The organism is Archangium violaceum (assembly GCF_016887565.1).
GTDB lineage: Bacteria > Myxococcota > Myxococcia > Myxococcales > Myxococcaceae > Archangium > Archangium violaceum_B.
In genome coordinates this window covers 12,255,868-12,272,351 of the sequence record NZ_CP069396.1, presented here as the reverse complement: position 1 = coordinate 12,272,351, position 16,484 = coordinate 12,255,868, and the positions used below count along the sequence as shown (strand labels likewise).

General features: G+C 67.1%; 15 protein-coding genes. 10 read left to right on the top strand and 5 right to left on the bottom strand.

Annotated elements, in window-relative coordinates; all coding sequences use genetic code 11:
- The first annotated feature begins 147 nt into the window (after positions 1-147).
- Positions 148-651, top strand: coding sequence for a hypothetical protein (locus tag JRI60_RS48975; protein WP_204222979.1), 504 nt, complete (start codon positions 148-150; stop codon positions 649-651).
- Positions 652-670: 19 nt separating this feature from the next.
- On the opposite strand, the gene JRI60_RS48970 is transcribed toward JRI60_RS48975, so the two are convergent.
- Positions 671-1,663: a hypothetical protein gene (locus tag JRI60_RS48970; RefSeq protein ID WP_204222977.1), complete on the bottom strand. Its 993-nt coding sequence runs from the start codon at positions 1,661-1,663 to the stop codon at positions 671-673.
- Between the two features lie 135 nt (positions 1,664-1,798).
- Here JRI60_RS48970 and JRI60_RS48965 point away from each other — a divergent pair, with 135 nt between their 5' ends.
- The 8 genes from JRI60_RS48965 (at position 1,799) to JRI60_RS48930 (ending at position 10,623) form a co-directional block, all read left to right on the top strand.
- The gene (locus JRI60_RS48965; RefSeq protein ID WP_204222975.1) at positions 1,799-3,304 is read left to right on the top strand and encodes a LysM peptidoglycan-binding domain-containing protein; all 1,506 of its coding nucleotides are present in this window, start codon (positions 1,799-1,801) and stop codon (positions 3,302-3,304) included.
- A 249-nt stretch (positions 3,305-3,553) separates the two neighbouring features.
- On the top strand, positions 3,554-5,602 hold the full coding sequence (gene goxA / locus JRI60_RS48960; protein WP_204222973.1) for a CTQ-dependent glycine oxidase GoxA: 2,049 nt from the start codon (positions 3,554-3,556) through the stop codon (positions 5,600-5,602).
- Between the two features lie 2 nt (positions 5,603-5,604).
- Complete coding sequence (gene goxB / locus JRI60_RS48955; RefSeq protein ID WP_204222971.1) at positions 5,605-6,696, top strand: glycine oxidase maturase GoxB; 1,092 nt, start codon at positions 5,605-5,607, stop codon at positions 6,694-6,696.
- Positions 6,697-6,746: 50 nt separating this feature from the next.
- A complete protein-coding gene (locus JRI60_RS48950) occupies positions 6,747-7,595 on the top strand; it encodes a DUF4198 domain-containing protein (protein WP_204222969.1) in 849 nt (282 codons plus the stop codon).
- A gap of 49 nt (positions 7,596-7,644) precedes the next feature.
- Entirely contained in the window at positions 7,645-8,910 is a 1,266-nt protein-coding gene (locus tag JRI60_RS48945) for a DUF4331 family protein (RefSeq protein ID WP_204222968.1), read from the top strand.
- 202 nt (positions 8,911-9,112) lie between these two features.
- Positions 9,113-9,592, top strand: a complete 480-nt coding sequence (locus JRI60_RS48940) for a GNAT family N-acetyltransferase (RefSeq protein ID WP_204222966.1) — start codon at positions 9,113-9,115, stop codon at positions 9,590-9,592.
- A gap of 177 nt (positions 9,593-9,769) precedes the next feature.
- On the top strand, positions 9,770-10,006 hold the full coding sequence (locus JRI60_RS48935; protein WP_204222964.1) for a hypothetical protein: 237 nt from the start codon (positions 9,770-9,772) through the stop codon (positions 10,004-10,006).
- Positions 10,007-10,224: 218 nt separating this feature from the next.
- Positions 10,225-10,623 carry a hypothetical protein gene (locus tag JRI60_RS48930; protein WP_204222963.1) on the top strand — a complete coding sequence of 133 codons (399 nt, stop codon included), beginning with the start codon at positions 10,225-10,227 and terminating at the stop codon, positions 10,621-10,623.
- Between the two features lie 90 nt (positions 10,624-10,713).
- On the opposite strand, the gene JRI60_RS48925 is transcribed toward JRI60_RS48930, so the two are convergent.
- From JRI60_RS48925 to JRI60_RS48910, 4 genes are read right to left on the bottom strand one after another with little or no spacing between them, the layout of a single operon-like run.
- Positions 10,714-11,973: a hypothetical protein gene (locus JRI60_RS48925; protein ID WP_204222961.1), complete on the bottom strand. Its 1,260-nt coding sequence runs from the start codon at positions 11,971-11,973 to the stop codon at positions 10,714-10,716.
- Positions 11,974-11,976: 3 nt separating this feature from the next.
- Positions 11,977-13,119, bottom strand: a complete 1,143-nt coding sequence (locus JRI60_RS48920; protein WP_204222960.1) for a hypothetical protein — start codon at positions 13,117-13,119, stop codon at positions 11,977-11,979.
- Between the two features lie 51 nt (positions 13,120-13,170).
- On the bottom strand, positions 13,171-14,019 hold the full coding sequence (locus tag JRI60_RS48915) for a glycosyltransferase family 2 protein (RefSeq protein ID WP_204222958.1): 849 nt from the start codon (positions 14,017-14,019) through the stop codon (positions 13,171-13,173).
- 14 nt (positions 14,020-14,033) lie between these two features.
- Positions 14,034-15,713 carry a hypothetical protein gene (locus tag JRI60_RS48910; protein WP_204222957.1) on the bottom strand — a complete coding sequence of 560 codons (1,680 nt, stop codon included), beginning with the start codon at positions 15,711-15,713 and terminating at the stop codon, positions 14,034-14,036.
- 281 nt (positions 15,714-15,994) lie between these two features.
- Between JRI60_RS48910 and JRI60_RS48905 the strand changes: the two genes are divergently transcribed.
- The gene (locus JRI60_RS48905; protein WP_204222956.1) at positions 15,995-16,471 is read left to right on the top strand and encodes a hypothetical protein; all 477 of its coding nucleotides are present in this window, start codon (positions 15,995-15,997) and stop codon (positions 16,469-16,471) included.
- Positions 16,472-16,484: the final 13 nt, after the last annotated feature.

Genomic DNA, 16,484 nt, shown 5'->3' with positions numbered 1-16,484 from the left:
GGAGGGGGCGATGCCTTCGTGGCAACACGCCGGAATGCGAATGAGTTCGCGCAGATGCGACTGGGGGGAAGCGCGACGTGCGTCGCGCCGCAGGAGGTTTCCCGGCAACCGCGCCTCCCCGCGGAGGTTTCCGTGGATCCTCTCTCCGTGGAGAACTTCCGCAATGGAGCCGCGGGAAACACCTTCACGGGCGCAATGGACCTCCAGACGGGAAGGGTCTACCTGTTCCCCGTGACGCCCGACCTCGGCCGGAATCCGAATGCCCAGCCCTATCCGAACGAGCTGGCTCATGTGCGCACCTTGAATGGCGGGGTGATGTCAGCCCCTCCTATCGCACACAATCAACGCAACCCCGCCCATCCCATCCTGCAAGCAGATGGGGCCAGCCATCTGCAGATTGTCGGTCTCATCATCCACCCTGAAACCCTGACCGATGCACATCGGGAGCGCTTCGTGGGCTTCAGTGTCACCAAGGGGAACCAAGGCAATGTGGAGAGCTTTGGCGGAATGTCGCGCTCCTTGAATAGCGCCAAGTTCCCCTTGCACCCCACCGCCGCGGACCGCCAACAACGTACGGGGTTGATGACGCAGCCGTTTGCGGAAGCCATTCTGTCCAGCGTGAAGCAAGCCGTGCAGCAAGCGGGACAGTAGGCCACGCGTACAGGAGACCCTACTCGTACTCGTCGCACTTCTCGGCGCGCACGGGGATGGAGCCCTTCTTGTCCTCGCGCACGAAGAGCGGGCCGTCTTGGAAGAAGTTCCCGCCGCCCTTGAGCCGGATGATGTTCCGCTTCGCGTCGGCCACCGTCCACTCCAGCGTCTCGCGCGAGCCACTGGAGCTCGTCACCTCCAGGGTGTACGCGCCGGACTTGCCGGGTTTGAGGCCCGTCACCTTCACCTGCTCGCCCTCCTGGCCGTACTCGACCTGCATGGCACCGTTGGCCTGGAGGGAGAAGGCGGGAGTTTCCGCCGAGCAGGGGCGCTCGATGACATACTCCTTGCCGTTGCGCTGCACCCGCACCCAGCGGCCGGCGATGGGCTTCACGTCCACGGCCGGTGTGGCCGATGCGTCGCGACCCTGCGCCTTGCAGTCGAGCTGATCTCGGCGCAACAGGCCCACCGTGCTGCTCTTCGGTCCCACGAAGCGCGCGGGCACCAGGTCCGGTTCGATGGGCGGCACGTAGACCTGCACCGTGTCCCCCGCCACCACGAAGGCCTTGCGCTGCGTGTTGCTCGCGTCCGAGCCGTGGAAGTATGCGCGCGGCGCCGTCACCTTGCAGCTCTGGGGAGGTGTCGCCGCCTTGCGTGGAAAGGTGTCTCTTCCGGGCCACCCCGCGCCGCAGCACTCGGGGCTCCCGTCCTCGAGCACCAGTTGGCCGGGCTCCAGACGCAGGGTCCACGTGTCGTCGGCGTCCGTGCTCTTCAGGCTCCAGCGCGTGGCGGACTCCTTCCGCTGCAGCATCAGGGGACACTCACATGTGCCCACACTCTGCCCCTGCGGAAAGCCGGCGCCGTAGTAGAGCAGCGTCTCCTTGTCGCTCTGGAGGACCACCAGCTCCCCGCCGTCCTTGCGGTACACGCCCGTCATGTCTTCCGCCGGCTGGGCGACGGCCACCGCCGCCCACACCACCACCGTCAGGCCCAGCACCGCTCGCCTACTCATCGTCGTTCCCTCCAGGTCGCTCCCGGAAATTCCCGCTCACGCAACCACCGCCGGGGTTGGGCGATAATAGGGGGAAGTTCTCGACGACATGTTGAGCGAACCCTGGGCCGCGAGCCCACGGTACGGGGGCGGACAATGACGAGCGTCAGCAGCTACAAGGTGCGGTCGGGCGACACGTTGACGGCCATCGCCAAGCGCAACAACACCACGGTCGATGCGCTGGTGAAGGCCAACAAGCTCAAGGACCCGGATCGCATCAACGCGGGTCAGGTGCTGCGCATCCCCGATGGTTTCGACGCGAAGCCGGCCGGCTCCACGCCCGGCAGCGGTGGAACCCGGCCGCAGACGCCGGTGGACAGCTATCAGCCCGCCCAGTCCAGCCAGAAGCCCACCCCGGGGGGCGGCGTCCCCGAGGACCTGGGCAGCCTGAGCCGCAAGTACGAGGCCACCGGTCCCGGCACCGTGTCCACGGGCAAGGGGGACGCGGGGGGCGTGTCCTACGGCTCCTATCAGTTCGCCAGCAAGTCGGGCTCGGCCAAGGAGTTCGTGGATGGGCTGAAGAACACCTATCCCGAGTACCACAAGGCCCTGGCTGGCAAGACGCCCGGCAGCGCCGAGTTCTCCGCGGCCTGGAAGGACCTGGCCAAGAAGGATCCGGAGGGCTTCTTCAAGGCCCAGCACGACGCCATCAAGCGCACGCACTACGACCCGGCGGTCGCCGACATCAAGAAGGCCACCGGCCTGGATGTCACCACGCGCTCGAAGACGCTGCAGGACGTGGCCTGGTCCACCTCCGTCCAGCACCGCAACAACTCCGACGACATCTTCAAGGCCGCGCTCAAGGGCAAGGACCCGTCGAAGATGAGCGACGAGGAGATCATCAAGGCCGTCTACGCCGAGCGCGGACGCCGCAACGAGGGCGGCGAGCTGGTGCACTTCCGCCGCAACTCGCGCGACGTGCAGGAGAGCGTGGCGAACCGCTTCAAGAACGAGTCGAAGGACGCCCTGGCCCAGCTCAAGAAGGAGCAGGCGGCGGGTGGCACGACGTCCTCCACGAAGCCGGGTGACAAGCCGGTGACCGACGCGGGCCCCGTCGAGAAGCCGGGCTCGACCGAGGCGAAGAAGGTCAAGGTTCCCTACTACAGCCAGTTCGAGGGGGGCCACGGCTACACCCCGAGCGACACCGCGTGCTTCAAGGCGGCGGTCGCCATGGCCAAGGCGGCCGGAGCCAACGTGACGGGTCCCGGCGACCGCATCCAGGTGGCCACGGGTGAGAACTCCAAGGGCCAGGTGACGGTGGACCCGAAGAAGGCCGCCGAGGGCCGCAAGTACATCGACTCGCAGCTCGACGCGGGCAAGCCCGTGGTCGTGGGCGTGAGCCACAAGGACTCCGACTACAACGCGGACAAGCTCACCGACCACTTCGTGGTCATCACCGGCCGCGGCGTCGACGACAAGGGCCGCACCTACTACACCTTCCACGATCCGGGCACGACGCAGACGGCCAAGGGCGCCGACACCAACCCGAACAACCGTTTCTACGTGGATGACAACGGGAAGATGTACCGCCCGGGCAAGCAGGCCACTGGCTACGTCACGGACCGTCAGCTCGAGGTCGCGATGGTCCGCCGCAACGGGTAGTACCGCCTGAAAGGCCCCGGTACACACCGGGGTGCTCGTGGCTGGGGCTGATTCCCGAGCGAGTTCCACCCAGCACCCGTCGTTGATCTCCACCTCGCCCTCCTTGGGCCTGCAGGGGACCTTGGGGCCCTGATGCGCAAGGGGGCGAAGTGTCGTGTACCCAATACATTCCCTACCATTTCCTCTGTCGAACAGGCGGTTGTCCTAGACACTCCGTCCTTTCACCCAGAGTGAATGGGAGGGGATGCGATGAGTGAAAATGACCCGAAGTCTGGCGCCGCCAACATCAAGCGGCGTGATTTCCTGGCGGGTGCTCTTCTTTCACCGGTGGTACTGCCCATGGCCGCGCGAGCGGCGGTGGCCCGCACTGCCACTGCGACGCCTACCGACACCACGATCGCCCGCCTGGCGATCTATCCGCCCTTGGGAATCAGCCGCGTAGGCAACAGCCCGGACTACTTCCTGGCGCCAGAGGTGCCTGGGCTCTCGCCGGTGCCCGACGGGCGCTACAAAGACGACTCACAGAAGATCAAGAAGCAGGTCCAGCGCTTTCGCATCTATGCCTTCAACAAGGCGGGTGAGGTCATCCGTGAGATCACCGCAACCGATGGCACCACCATCGAGTGGACGGTCCACGTCGCCAACACCAAAGCGGCCTGGTATGGCTTCAACAATCCGCTCGACAACGGCGACCTGGCGCCTGGCCTTCCTGGTCAACTGCGCAATCAATCCATCACCGACGATGCCGAGCGCGCCAGGATGCTGGTGATCGACCCGGGTGCGAAGAAGATCTCGGGCGTCAATACCAATACCAAGGGGGACAAGTCGGACTTCGACATGGTCGGCCGTTTCTGGGGCAAGATGAACGTCAAGCTGGGCCACCTCCGGACCGACGAGGTGGGTCACCTGCTGGTGTTCCCTGGCGATGGTGTCTCGGACTCGGCGTTGCCGGACAACCCCATCAGCAACTTCTCCGACAACGATGGCTGGTATGACGATTGGTGCGATGGCGTCGTGCAGGCGAAGGTGCGCCTGTCGGACGACACCACGATGGATGCGGAGAACGGCTGGGTGGCGTGCTGCGGCCCCGATTTCGCGCCGGACATCCCGCCCTTCATCTCGCTCTATGACGTCATGTCCGATGTCAACATCGAGGCCGGTTGGGCACAGCCTCCGGCGCTACCGTTGTCGTTCAGCAAGTACATCTACCCGTTCTTCCAGCGCATGGCCCTGATGGAGTGGGTTGCCGCCGCCGCCAACCTGCAACAGGGGTGGATGAAGATCGGCAACTTCTCCGACCCGGCCTATATCGCCAAATTGGCGAACCCGAGCCCCGAGAACAAGGCCTTCCGGCAGAGTGTGTTCGAGAAGTTCCGCGATCCCAATTCGAATCAAATACAGCAATACGCCCTCCCCTACATGTTGGGCGACGGCATCAACTATAACAACTCGCCTGTCAGGTGGTTCCGCATTCCCAAACAGCAGTACGCGCTTCTCCAGAAATGGGCGGAGGGTCAATTCGTCAACGATTTCAACCCCAACCCGAAGAAGGAGATCACCCGCCTGAATCAGGTCTCCCTCCCCGAACAGCCCGAAGCGCTGACCCGCGCCGCATTGGAGCCTTGCTCGGGCGGCGCCTTCCATCCCGGTGTGGAGCTGACCTGGCCGTTGCGTCACAAGGAGCTGTTCCGGGGTCCTTTCCGGATCGCGCTCGCCACCAACCGGAACCCCAATCTCATCCAGAACCTGGGACTGCTCTTGACCCCCGACAAGGCGTTCGGCGGCCACCAGGGCACCGCACCGGCCGTCGCCCCGCAGATGCCGGGTGATCTCACGCGCTGGATGGGCCTGCCCTGGCAGTGCGATGCCTTCAGTTGCCAGCAGGTGAACTTCTCCAACAGCAGCAACGACGACTCCTCCGTCGACATCTCCAACGACTTCCCCGTCGCCACCTGGTGGCCCGCGCTCCTGCCCATTGATGTCCTGCCGCAGGACTTCTACCTCTCGGTCCTCAATACCGGGCTGTCGGCGGCCGAGCGGGTGAAGTTCTTCCAGAACCGCGTCTCGTGGTCGCGTGGAGTCGCGGGAATCGGGTACCACGCCAATGCCAGCTACACCAACGGGCTCAACAGGATGGTCTACTTGTGGGATCGCATGGGCTTCGTGGTGAAGAAGACCGCCCCGGCCGATCCGAGCTGGCCCAAGGAGATACCCAAGGTCTTGTATGTCGAGGTGGATCGCGGCTCCATGGATCTGTCCACCACCACACCGCCTGTCCGCGGACTGAGGCGCAGATAATCGTGGGGACGAGGGTCGATATCGCGATCATCGGGGGAGGCATCGCGAGTGCCGCCGCCGCGCTGTCACTCGCCGGACGAGGCCGCTCGGTGATCGTGTTGGCGCCACCCTCGAAAGAGAGTCACAGGACGGGAGAGTCCCTGTCCCCGGCGGCCCATGCGCTGCTTCGGGAATTGGGACTCACCGATGCGTTCCAGGCCGGACCGCATCGCCCGTCCCACGTCACCTACGCCGCCTGGGGTACGGCGCTGCTGGCCCAGCGCAACTCCATCGTTCATACCGAGGGGCCGGGCCATGTCATCGACCGTCGGGCATTCGAGCGGATGCTGAGCGAAGCCGTCTCCCGGGAGGGAATGGAGACGGTGCCGGACACGCTCGCCGACGCAACCCGCGCCGGAGACGGATGGTCGCTGACGTTGTCTGGTGGAGAGCGGGTGGACGCGGGGTTCGTATTGGATTGTAGCGGCCGGGCGGCGGTCTTCGCCCGGCGTGTTGCCCGGCGGCGCCGTGCCGACCGGTTGGTGGCGGCCTATGACTTCGTGACACAGCACGATGAAACGGTAGAGCCGACGCCCGCGACCCTCATCGAGGCGGTGGCGGGGGGTTGGTGGTACGCCACCCTGCTGCCGAGTCGACAGCTGAGCCTCGCGTTCTTCACGGATCCCGACTTGATGCCGCGCGAGGTGACCCGAGATGCTGGCGCGTGGCGGACCCTGGCGGCCGAGACACACTTCATCCAGCGCTGGCTGGAGAGTGCCGGGTACGCCATCAGCGAACCCGCGCGGCTCACCAGTGCGGGGACGGCCTGGCTCGAGCCGGTCTCCGGGCCGGGCTGGGCCGCGGCGGGCGATGCCGCGGCGGCCTTCGATCCGCTCTCCTCCCATGGGTTGACCTCCGCCTTGTGGGGTGGGCGGCAAGCCGCCCTGGCGGCCCTGGCCTCGTGCGAGGGCAATCCCGAACCCCAGCGCCGCTACACCGCGACAGTCGAGAGCGCGGTCCGGAACTTCGTCGCACAACGGCAAGCGGTCTACGCCCACGAGCGTCGCTTTCGAGAGCAGCTCTTCTGGAAGCGCCGCGCGGCACCCACCCGTTGAGGGTCATGTACCCGGGGCCCTGGCCCCGATGATTGCAGGAGGCATGCAGAATGAAGAGGACCATCCGCCTTGCCGCGGCCTGCCTCGTGGCGCTGCTGTCCGCGAGCGCGGCCCAGGCCCATGATTTCTGGCTCGATCCGGGCAGATTCCGCGTGGCCAGGGGGGAGACCGTCGAGCTCTCGTTGCGCTATGGGGAGGAGTACAAGGGGGAAGCCGCCCCGCGTGACAATTTTCTCATCGAGAAGTTCGTGTTGATGGGTCCCGATGGAACGGAGCCCGTACCCGGTCAGGACCAACAGGAGCCGGCCGGCCGCGTGACACTCGCGAAGGATGGCATCTACCAGGTTGCCTACCGCGGCAAGCGCCGGCTCAGCTCGATGGAGGCCGCGAAGTTCGAGGCCTACCTGAAGGCCGAGGGGCTGGAGCACATCTCACGGCTTCGCGCCGAGCGCCAGGAGACCGGCAAGGGCAGCCTCGAGGTCTACTCGCGTTGCGCGAAGACCCTGCTCAAGGTGGGTGGTGGCGCGAGAGAAGGCCATGACCGCATCGCCGGACTGCGCCTGGAGATCGTGCCGGAGACCAATCCGTACCTCGTGGCCGTGGGCACGGACCTGACGTTCCGTGTCCTGTTCGAGGGGAAACCGCTCGCCAATGGCCTGGTCATCGCGCGCAGTCGTGCCGAGCCGAAACAGACTGTCGCCGCCCGCACCGATGGGGAGGGCCGTGTGCGGCTCACGCTCGACCGCGCGGGCGAGTGGCTCGTCAAATGCACCCACATGATCGCGGCACCGGCGGAGCTCGGCATGGACTGGGAGAGCCTCTGGGCTTCGCTCACCTTCGAGCTTCCAGCGCCCGCCGGGCCGGGCGTCAAGAGCCGGTTGGGCGTCAAGAAACAGTAGCAATCCGTGTCCCACGGCCGTTGGGCATTTTCCACGCTGGAGGAGCAATATGAAGAGTGTCTTTTCAAGTTGCCTGTTCCGATGCGAGCTTCGAGCACTCACCCTTGTCCTTGTTTCATTGATGGGGGGAAGTGCTCTGGCCGCCGATCATAAAGACGGGTCCGCCGTGAAGGACCGTCCAGCGGTGGATATCACTGATTTCTTCGTCTTCCCGAGGCTCGATCAGCAGAACAAGAAGCGGCTCTCGCTCGTCCTGAGCTCGTATCCTTCCGCGACGCCCAACGAGCGCTTTGACACTGGATTGAACTACAGTTTCAGGTTCCGCCCCGTGACGGGATTCAAGAGCGCCCCCTTCAAGGCCACGGTGTCGAACGAGGAGTTCAGGATCGACTGCCGGGCGACGGGCCGTGAGATGCAGATCATGAACTGTAAGTTCGTGCATTTCATCGGAAAGGAGGCGCCAGTCGTTCTGCAGGAGACCCGCGTGAACACCCGGGATCCGAGTGGGGGCGGCAATCCAGACTTCATGGTCTTCGCGGGGCCCAGGGCCGATCAGTTGTTCACCGACCGGGCCCGGGTCCGGATGCCGGTCTGGCGCGACACGGACCTGAGCAGTGGGACAGACTGGCCGGGCGTGAATACGTTCGCCGGCAAGAATGTCCTCAGCATCGTCGTGGACCTGAGTGTCGACAAGTACGTGAGGGACACCAATGTGAAGAAGGACGCGAAGGCGGAGACGCAGTATTTCGCGGCTGTCTCCGAGCTGTCGGAGCTCGACCTTTCGAACCCCGATTCTGGAGCGATGCGGCGGATTGATCGGATGGGGAGGGTGGAGATCACCGTGTTCATGGTGCGTGACGACAAGGTCAAGGACCTCTGGAATGCGGACGATACTTTTGCGCTCAACCCCAGCCACGTCGAGAAGTACCGGGATCATTTGCGGAGGGGGCTGAAGCGGTTGGATGGGTTCGAGCTGCTCGATGAAGGTTCAACGGCGAAGACCGTTCTTGATTGGCCCACGCCCCACCCCTGGGTGGAGCTTCTGATGGATGACTACCTCATCGTCGATCTGGCTCAACCGACGAAGCCCTCCAGCACGCAGATCGGCTATCTTGGCATTGAAATCGCGCGCTTCACCGGGGCGGTTGGCGGGGGAGTTGGGGGACGCCTCCCGAACGAAGATGTCATTGACAAGACCTTGACCGTATTCATCAACGGCCTTTCGCGTCCGACGCCCCGTCGAGGCGTTGGCGTTCCGGCGCCAGCGCGGTTGACGGTGGACGAGTTCCCCTTCGTGCCGCCGCCGTTTGAATGAGGTTCACCCGGGAGCGGGGGGGCGGGCAGAGGGGGCTCGCGGATACCGTGACGATATGGGTCGCGGCAGCTGCGGCCTTCGCGCTGGGACGCCCAGTTGGGCCTGGCTTCGGAGCAGTAGATGTAGACCGTGTCCGAGCTACCCGGCTTCGAGGTAAGGGGAGCACTTCGAGGGCCCCAAGAGGCCGGGAGGCACGAGTCGCATGCAAGCAGGGTGGAGCATCCGCAAGGCGGGCGTGGAGGACGTGGACGACCTCATCCGCCTGCGACTGGAGCTGCTGCGCAGCACGCGAGGGGTGGAGAAGCTGAAGAACGAGGAGCCGATGGTGGAGGCCACACGGCGCTACTTCGCGCAGGCGCTGCCCGCGGAGAGCTTCCATGCCTGGGTGGGCGTGGCGGAAGGCCGGGTGGTGGCGTGCAGTGGCCTGCTGCCCTTCGGAAGGCCGCCGATGCCGGACACCCTGGCGAGCCTGGAGGCGTACGTCCTCAACATGTACACGGAGCCGGAGTGGCGCGGGCGGGGCATCGCGCGGGCACTGTTCGTGGAGTTGACGCGCTTCGCGCGCGAGCTGGGTGTGGGGCGGCTGTTGCTGCACGCCACGGCGGACGGCCGACCCCTCTACGAGTCGATGGGTTTCAAACCCAACCCCACATCCATGGAGTGGACGCCCTCGGGGGAATGAAGCTCCGCATCACGCGAGCATTCCCACTCGGTAGACGCGTGACCCGTGGATGGGAGGAGGGCAGGCGACGGGGCGCGGACAGGGCTCTTGTCGGGTGCTGGGACGCTTCGGACCTTTCCCTCATCACCGGGCCTCGAGCGGTGGCGCACGGGGCCCCCGGCGACGGGAGCGAGAGTCATGGCGCAAAACAAAGGCGACGCGGACAAGGGCACGTTGGACCCGCGGTTGGACAAGAACGCGAAGGACCTCGAGCGCGAGAGCCGGCACCAGGCCGAGGGCGCGGAGCGCCGGGATGTCGTGGACGCGGACGTGGGGGAGGATCGCATCAAGGAGAAGGGGATTGGAGGCTACGGAGCGGACGACTCGAGTGTGAGCGAGCGGCGTGACGCGCCTCCGCTGAGTGACAAGAGCTGAGCCGAGCCAGAACACCCCTCTCCCTCCGGGAGAGGGCCGGGGTGAGGGTAGCTCGTGGACTCGGGTTGCGAGCACCCTCTCCCTCTGGGAGAGGGCCGGGGTGAGGGTATGCGCTCACCGGGCTTCCCACCGGGCCCGGCTTGCCAACGAAGGAACACCCCTTACGTTGACGAGCCTTCCAGATGTGGAGGGCCTCTCCCTCTGAGGAACGGTGCCCCATGGCTGGAATCCGCGAGGATTACATCGAGCGCATGATCGAGCGTCTGGTGGCCGCGCTCGCCGCGATCCTGAAGGCGGGCAAGGGCCAGAAGACGGAGGAGGCGCTCGATCTCATCCACCAGACGAGCCTGTCGCTGTTCGGCATGGAGTACCGGATGCTGATCACCATCGACGCGGGCTCGGTGGCGGAGCTGCTCGGACATCCGGAGAAGATCAAGGCGCTGGCGAAGCTGGTGAGCGCGGAGGCGGACCTCCTCCAGCAGCGCGGGGACGCAGTGGGTGTCTCGCACCGGCTCGGTCATGCGCTGGCGCTGCTCCAGGAAGTGCAGCGCAGGAGGTCGACTCCCGACCCCGAGGCGGAGACGCTCATCCAGAGCGTAAGGGACAGGCTCGAGTAACTCAGCGTGTTCTCTCGAGGTCTTGACGCAGATGGGTTCCCAATACCCTCACCCCAGCCCTCTCCCAGAGGGAGAGGGAGCATGCCACGGTCAGTGGCCCAGATCCGCGGCCTGCCGTGGCGCGGCGTCTCCCTGTGTCGGTGGTTGCGGTGACGACGCGGTGTTGCTCGTGTCCCGCGTCCGCTCGGGTGGCGGCTTGTCCTTCTGCGATGGGTGCTCCGCGGTGACCTCCTCCACCGTCCGCGGCGGTGGCACGTACGCGTCCGGAGAGAACTCCCGGGCGCGATACGGCTTCGTCTGGTGCGCCTCCTCGATCGTCACTCCCGGGTCGTAGTCACTGGAGTTCTCGTAGTCGCGCGTCAACAGCACCTGCCTCACGCGGTACGGGCCATCCACGCCCGCGTCGTGCAGCACCTTGCCGAACACCTCCAGCTTCAGCGTGCCCCGGCCCGCCCCCAGCATCTCCGTCTGCTTCACCCACGCGAGCGGCTCCTGGTGCGGTCCGAATATCTGCGCCATCAGTGTGAACAGGCCCGGCTCCTCGACCTCCAGCTCCGCCTCCAACACCAGGTTTCCGTCGCGCACCGAGTCGCTCCACCGTCCCGTCAGCTTCGCGCGCGGTCCCACCGTGTAGATGAGTCCGGAGGGAATCGTCCTCGTCCCCACGCCCGGTACCTCCACGCTGCCCTCGATGAGCACCCGCCCCAACAACTGCTTCTTCTGCTCGCGGTTCGGTAGCAGCGTGGCCGTGTACTGCCTGTCCCCCGCCTGCTCGTCCGCGCCCGAGCCGTCATCCCTCACCGGCACGTCGATCCACGGCCGCGAGGCATCATCCAGCGCGCGCACCCGCACATGCGGGTTGGACAGCGGCTGCCGCTTTCCCTGTCGATCGACGATCTCCAGCAGCACCGCGATGGGCATCGGCGCCACCACGTTGTAGCGCTTCGGCAGGATGCGCAGGCTGTACTGGTGCGACTCGTCCACCGGGACGTCCTCCCACTCCGTCGTCCCCGGGTAGAACTCCTCCGCGAGCACCTGTGTCGTCGGCGGCAATTCGATGGGAGGCGCCTCGGGAGGCTTCGCGGGAGTCGTCCCCGGAGGCGTGGACTCCTGGGCCGGAGCAGGCTCCGCCACCGCCATCGTGCTCATCACCGGCTGCACGAGAGGAGGCGGAGCCCGCGAGGTCGGCGCATCGGCCGGCGCGAGCGTCCGGGTGGCGGGTGCGCCCTCGACAGGTGGAGAGGTCTCATCGCCTCGTGGCCACAGCAGCGCCACCAGCACGAGCGCGGCCACCGCCGCGATCAGCCCGCCCCACCACCCGCGTCGATTCGTCGATGCGTCCTGACCCATGGCTCACTGCGCGTACTGGCCGATGCAGGTGCCCGGCGAGATGTAATAGCAACCGCTGTACGTCTGGAATCCGTACTTCTTCACGTACGCGTCGTTGCGGTTGTGCGAGTGGTTCGCCCACGACGGCACCCAGTGCCAGTAATAACCCGTGTACTGCGCGCGGTACTTGCCACCGTTCGAGCCGTTCGGATTGGAGGTCGGATCGCTGTCGTACGTCCACAGCACGCCGTCGGTGTCGTCATCGGTGGAGTAGCCCACGCAGGCCACCAGCGCGCCCATCTTGGAGTCGTTGACGCTCTCCTGGACGCCGTCCTTCGAGTTGTTGTTGGCCGAGCCCGAGCCGCCCGCCGTCGTCACCTTGTAGAGCCACCGGGGCGACTTGCCGGCGCGGCCGTTGTTGGCCTCGCCCAGCAGGAAGCCGCGCGTGAGGCTGGCGTTGCCCGAGCTCTTCAGCGCCCAGCCGGCCACCCAGCTCACCAACGTGGTGCAGAAGTTGGAAGCGCCATCCGTGCCGTACAGCGCGCTCGCCGCGCGCGAGCCGGCCAGTGCCCCCGCCGAGGCCACCGGGTTGCCGACAATGGCTCCGTTGGTTCCCGTCAGGTCCGGCCACGCGCCCGTGGAGAAGATGCGGTCGATGACGGCGCCTCCCGCGCTGTGGCCCACCACGCGGAAGCTCGTGCGCTTGTAGAGGCTCGGGTTGCAGCCCGTGGCATTGGTGCCGTTGCGCAGGTCCAACAGGCAGTTGGCCACGTCGTTGGTGGCCCCCGCGAGGCCCTGGTTCACGAAGTCGTACCGGATGGCGAAGGCCTCCGAGTACGACCACGAGCCCGTGTAGTTGATGGTCGAGCAGCCCGTGGACGCGCACGCCATGGAGCAGCCGCTCGCGGTGCACTTGGAGGTGGCCTCGGCCATGAAGTCGTGGCCGTCTCCGCCGTCCTCCGTCGAGTTCAGCCAATAGCCATACGAGGCATTCACACACCGGCTGTCGGCGCCATTGCCGCCAACACAGTTGCCATGCCCGTGGATGAAGACGGTGGTGCCTCCTCCGTTACCGCCCCAGACGTACGACAGCTTCACCGTCAGCGCGGATGCACTCCCGCCCCACGCCATGGCCACTCCCGCGGCCACGGTCGCGATTGCCTTCATGAGCCTCATGCCGGCCTCCCTGTTGAGTCCGTGCATCAGAGGCAGGGTTTCTCATTTTCGTCCAGACTGAGAGCCGGACGGGAGTTGCCCATCCCTCACCAGTGCGAACAACTCGCCATACCGACGCTCGTCAAAGGCTTGCAGCAACTCGGGAAATCGTCCCTGACGCAGTGCGCGAAGGTGGCGGTACTTCGCGGCGTGGTAGTTGGCCACCGCCCAGGCCAGACGCAGCGCGTCGAGCCCGCCTCGCCAGAGCGCTCCGTGCAGGATGCAGTCGCGCACCAGGTGCGCCGGGCGCTGGAGCGCGGCCGGCTTGAGGCGCTTGCCCTCGGCGTAGGCGCGTACGGCCCATAGCAGTGCGTAGCGTTCTTCCTTCTCCGCGCGTCCGGCCAGCGACGTGGCGAAGCGGTGCTCGATGGGCGCGTGCACGCGGATGGCGCGCATCCGCGGCAGGGCCTCGTGGACGATCATCTCCGGGCGCCACACGGCGACGTCCCGGCGCACCAGCCGCGCACGCCACTCGGTGCGGTAGCGGAAGCGGTGCCCGTCCAGCTCGGCCCAGTCCCGGCGCGGCAGGAGGTAGACGGGCTCCTTCGGGTCGGACTCGCGCCAGGACTTGATGGTCTTCAGGGCCTCGGGCTCCAGGCGCTCGTCCGAGTCGAGGTAGAAGACGTAGTCGCACGGGCCCAGCGCTTCCATGGCGGCGGCTCGCGCGGCCCCGTAGCCCTGCCAGGGCCGGGACACGGAGCGCGCTCCCATGCTCCGCGCGAGCTCCACCGAGCCATCCGTGGACATCGAGTCCAGCGCCACCACCTCGTCACAGACGGCGAGCAGCCCCTCCAGGCACGCCCCGAGCGTGTCCCGGTTGTTCCCGTGGATGACGTAGCCACCGAGTCTCATGGAGGCCTTCCGTATCAGGTTCCCTTCCGGGGCAGGAACTCCCGCGCGAGCAGCTCGAGGAAGCCCCGGCGGCGCAGCTCCACGCGGTGCTCGCCGGCGGGCAGCTGGATGTCCAGCGTGCCGGCCCACGAGGAGACGAACCGCGCGGGGCCGCTCGCCTCGACCGCGAGGAAGGGCGTCGTGAACTGGTTGAAGTGCACGGTGCACCCCCCGGTCGAGGAGACCGTGAGCGTGAGGCGCGTGAAGTGGATGGGCTCGTGGAAGGCCCGGACCGGCTCCACCTTCAGCCGGTCACAGTGCTCCTGCGAGAGGAAGGGGGCCCGTGGTGCGAGGCCCGTCGTGAGAACGGACCGGGGAAGGTACTCGTTGGCCGACCACGGGCGGTCGAGCGCGGCGAGATGGCTCTCGATGTCCGTCCGCGGAGTGCTCTCGTAGCGCGGGTGCGTCGCCCTCCACCCGAGCCGCGCGCCCGCGAGGACCGCGAGCCCCGCCACACCCAGTGCCAGCGTCCGCCTCCAGCCGCCCCGTCGGACGGCGTCCTCCACCAGCACGCACAGCACCAGCACGAGGACCACGGTGAGGAAGCCCACCAGGCGCCAGGGAAACTGGAGGAGCTTTGCGAAGGGCACCACCCGGTAGAAGGGCACCGAGAGCGGCACCTGCAGCACCGCGTAGACGGCGGCGGTGAGCGACAGGAAGGTCAGGCCGGTGACGCGGCTCCGGAGGCCATCGCGCGAGGCGAGCGCCACGCCCCCCAGCACGGCGAGTCCCGTGAGCAGCGCGGGGCCGAGCTCCGGCGTGATGCCCTTCCACTGCCGGCCCCAGCGGAACTCCCCGTCCCAGAAGTACCGCGCGAGTGAGACGAACTCCCGCTCGGGCGAGAAGATGTTGAGCGCGCCCGTGTTGAAGTGCTTCTCCAGTCGCACCATCAGCAGCGCATAGGGGGCGCACAGCACGAGCACCACCAGCGCCGCCTGGCCCGTCGCGATGAGCGTGGGGCGCCAGCCCTGCCTCGCCACCATGAGGCCCAGGGCCACCGCCAGCGTGAGGAACGCATACAGGAACATCACCGTGTGCGCGTAGAACAGGGCCGCGAGCACGAGCCCCACCCACCCACCACCCCGGCCCTCGGAGTGCAGGCGCAGGCACCCCCACAGCAGCCAGGGGTAGAGCATCATCGCGGAGAACTCGGCCGTGGCGTTGCGGATGAGCCAGTCGAAGAAGGCGTAATGCGAGAAGCAGAGCAGGAACGCCGCGAGCACCTGGACGCGCGCGGAGGCTCCGAGCCTGCGCGCGGCGGCGGCCATTCCCGAAGCGCCCACGAAGAGGACGAGCATCAGCGCCAGCTGCACGCCCCGGTAGGCCGAGCCCACCATCCACCCCAAGCCCCCGGACAGCGTGTTGAAGAGCCGGTGGTAGAAGAAGGGCCACGGTGAGCCGTGGCCGAGGTGGCAGAACGGCGTCCACAGCGGGAAGAAGTCACCGGCCGCGTAGGCCCGGCGGAAGCCCTCGGCGCGCTCGAAGATGGACAGGCCCTCGTGGTTCTCCGGCCAGCCATCGAAGCCCAGCAGGGGCAGCACGGCCGCGAGCGCCATTCCCAGGCAGGCCAGCGAGGTCTGGAGCCGCGCGCGGCGCTTCGAGGTTTCCTGGAGGGGCGCGGGGAGGGTCGCGGTGGAGGGCGGGAGGGACTGCATGGCGCGGCGCAGTGTAGCCGTCTGGTGCTTCCGGTCCCGGTTTGTCTGGTCGCCTGGAGGCCCACCGATGGAGCGCGGGGCCGATACGGACGACCCTCACCCCGACCCTCTCCCAGAGGGAGAGGGACCGAGCACGGGTGTACTGGATGGTACATAGGGGTGTACCGGATGGGGCAGCCGCGGGCACCCGACACTCTCGTCCGCCGAGGAACCGGCTCCGGGCACGGGGAATGCTACTCTTCTCCCCACGCCCTCCTCCCGGGCGTGTCGTGGAGACGGTCATGCGCGGGCTCCTCATTCTCGCCATCTCCCTGTGGGCCGCCGGCGCCACCGCCGAGGACATGCCACGCCGTGAGGCGTCCCGCGCCGCCCTCCTCGAGGCGCTCGAGGTGCAGGCCTCGCTCCCGGAACAGCTCCCCCAGTTGCCCGAGGCCGCCTCCCCCGGCGCTGAGTCCGCCCGGGAGATCGCCACGGATGGTGCTCGCCGGAGCTCGGCGGCCCGCACCCGCGGTGAGGCCGCCGAGAAGGCCCGCGGCCAGGCCTCGGAGAGCGCCGCGCGCGTGTCCGAGCGCACTCCTCCCGGTGCCAGCATCAAGGCCGCTCGCTCCGCCGCATTGGGCGCGGCCGGCGGGGGCTCGGAGGCGCAGGAAGCCGCGGGCCGCTCCCGCGCGGAGAAGGTGCGCAAGGACAAGGACTCCAAGCCCGACAGCCCGGGTAACGGGCGGCCTTCGCGGTCGGACCCCCTCCTTCGTCCGTGATAGAAGGCCTCGC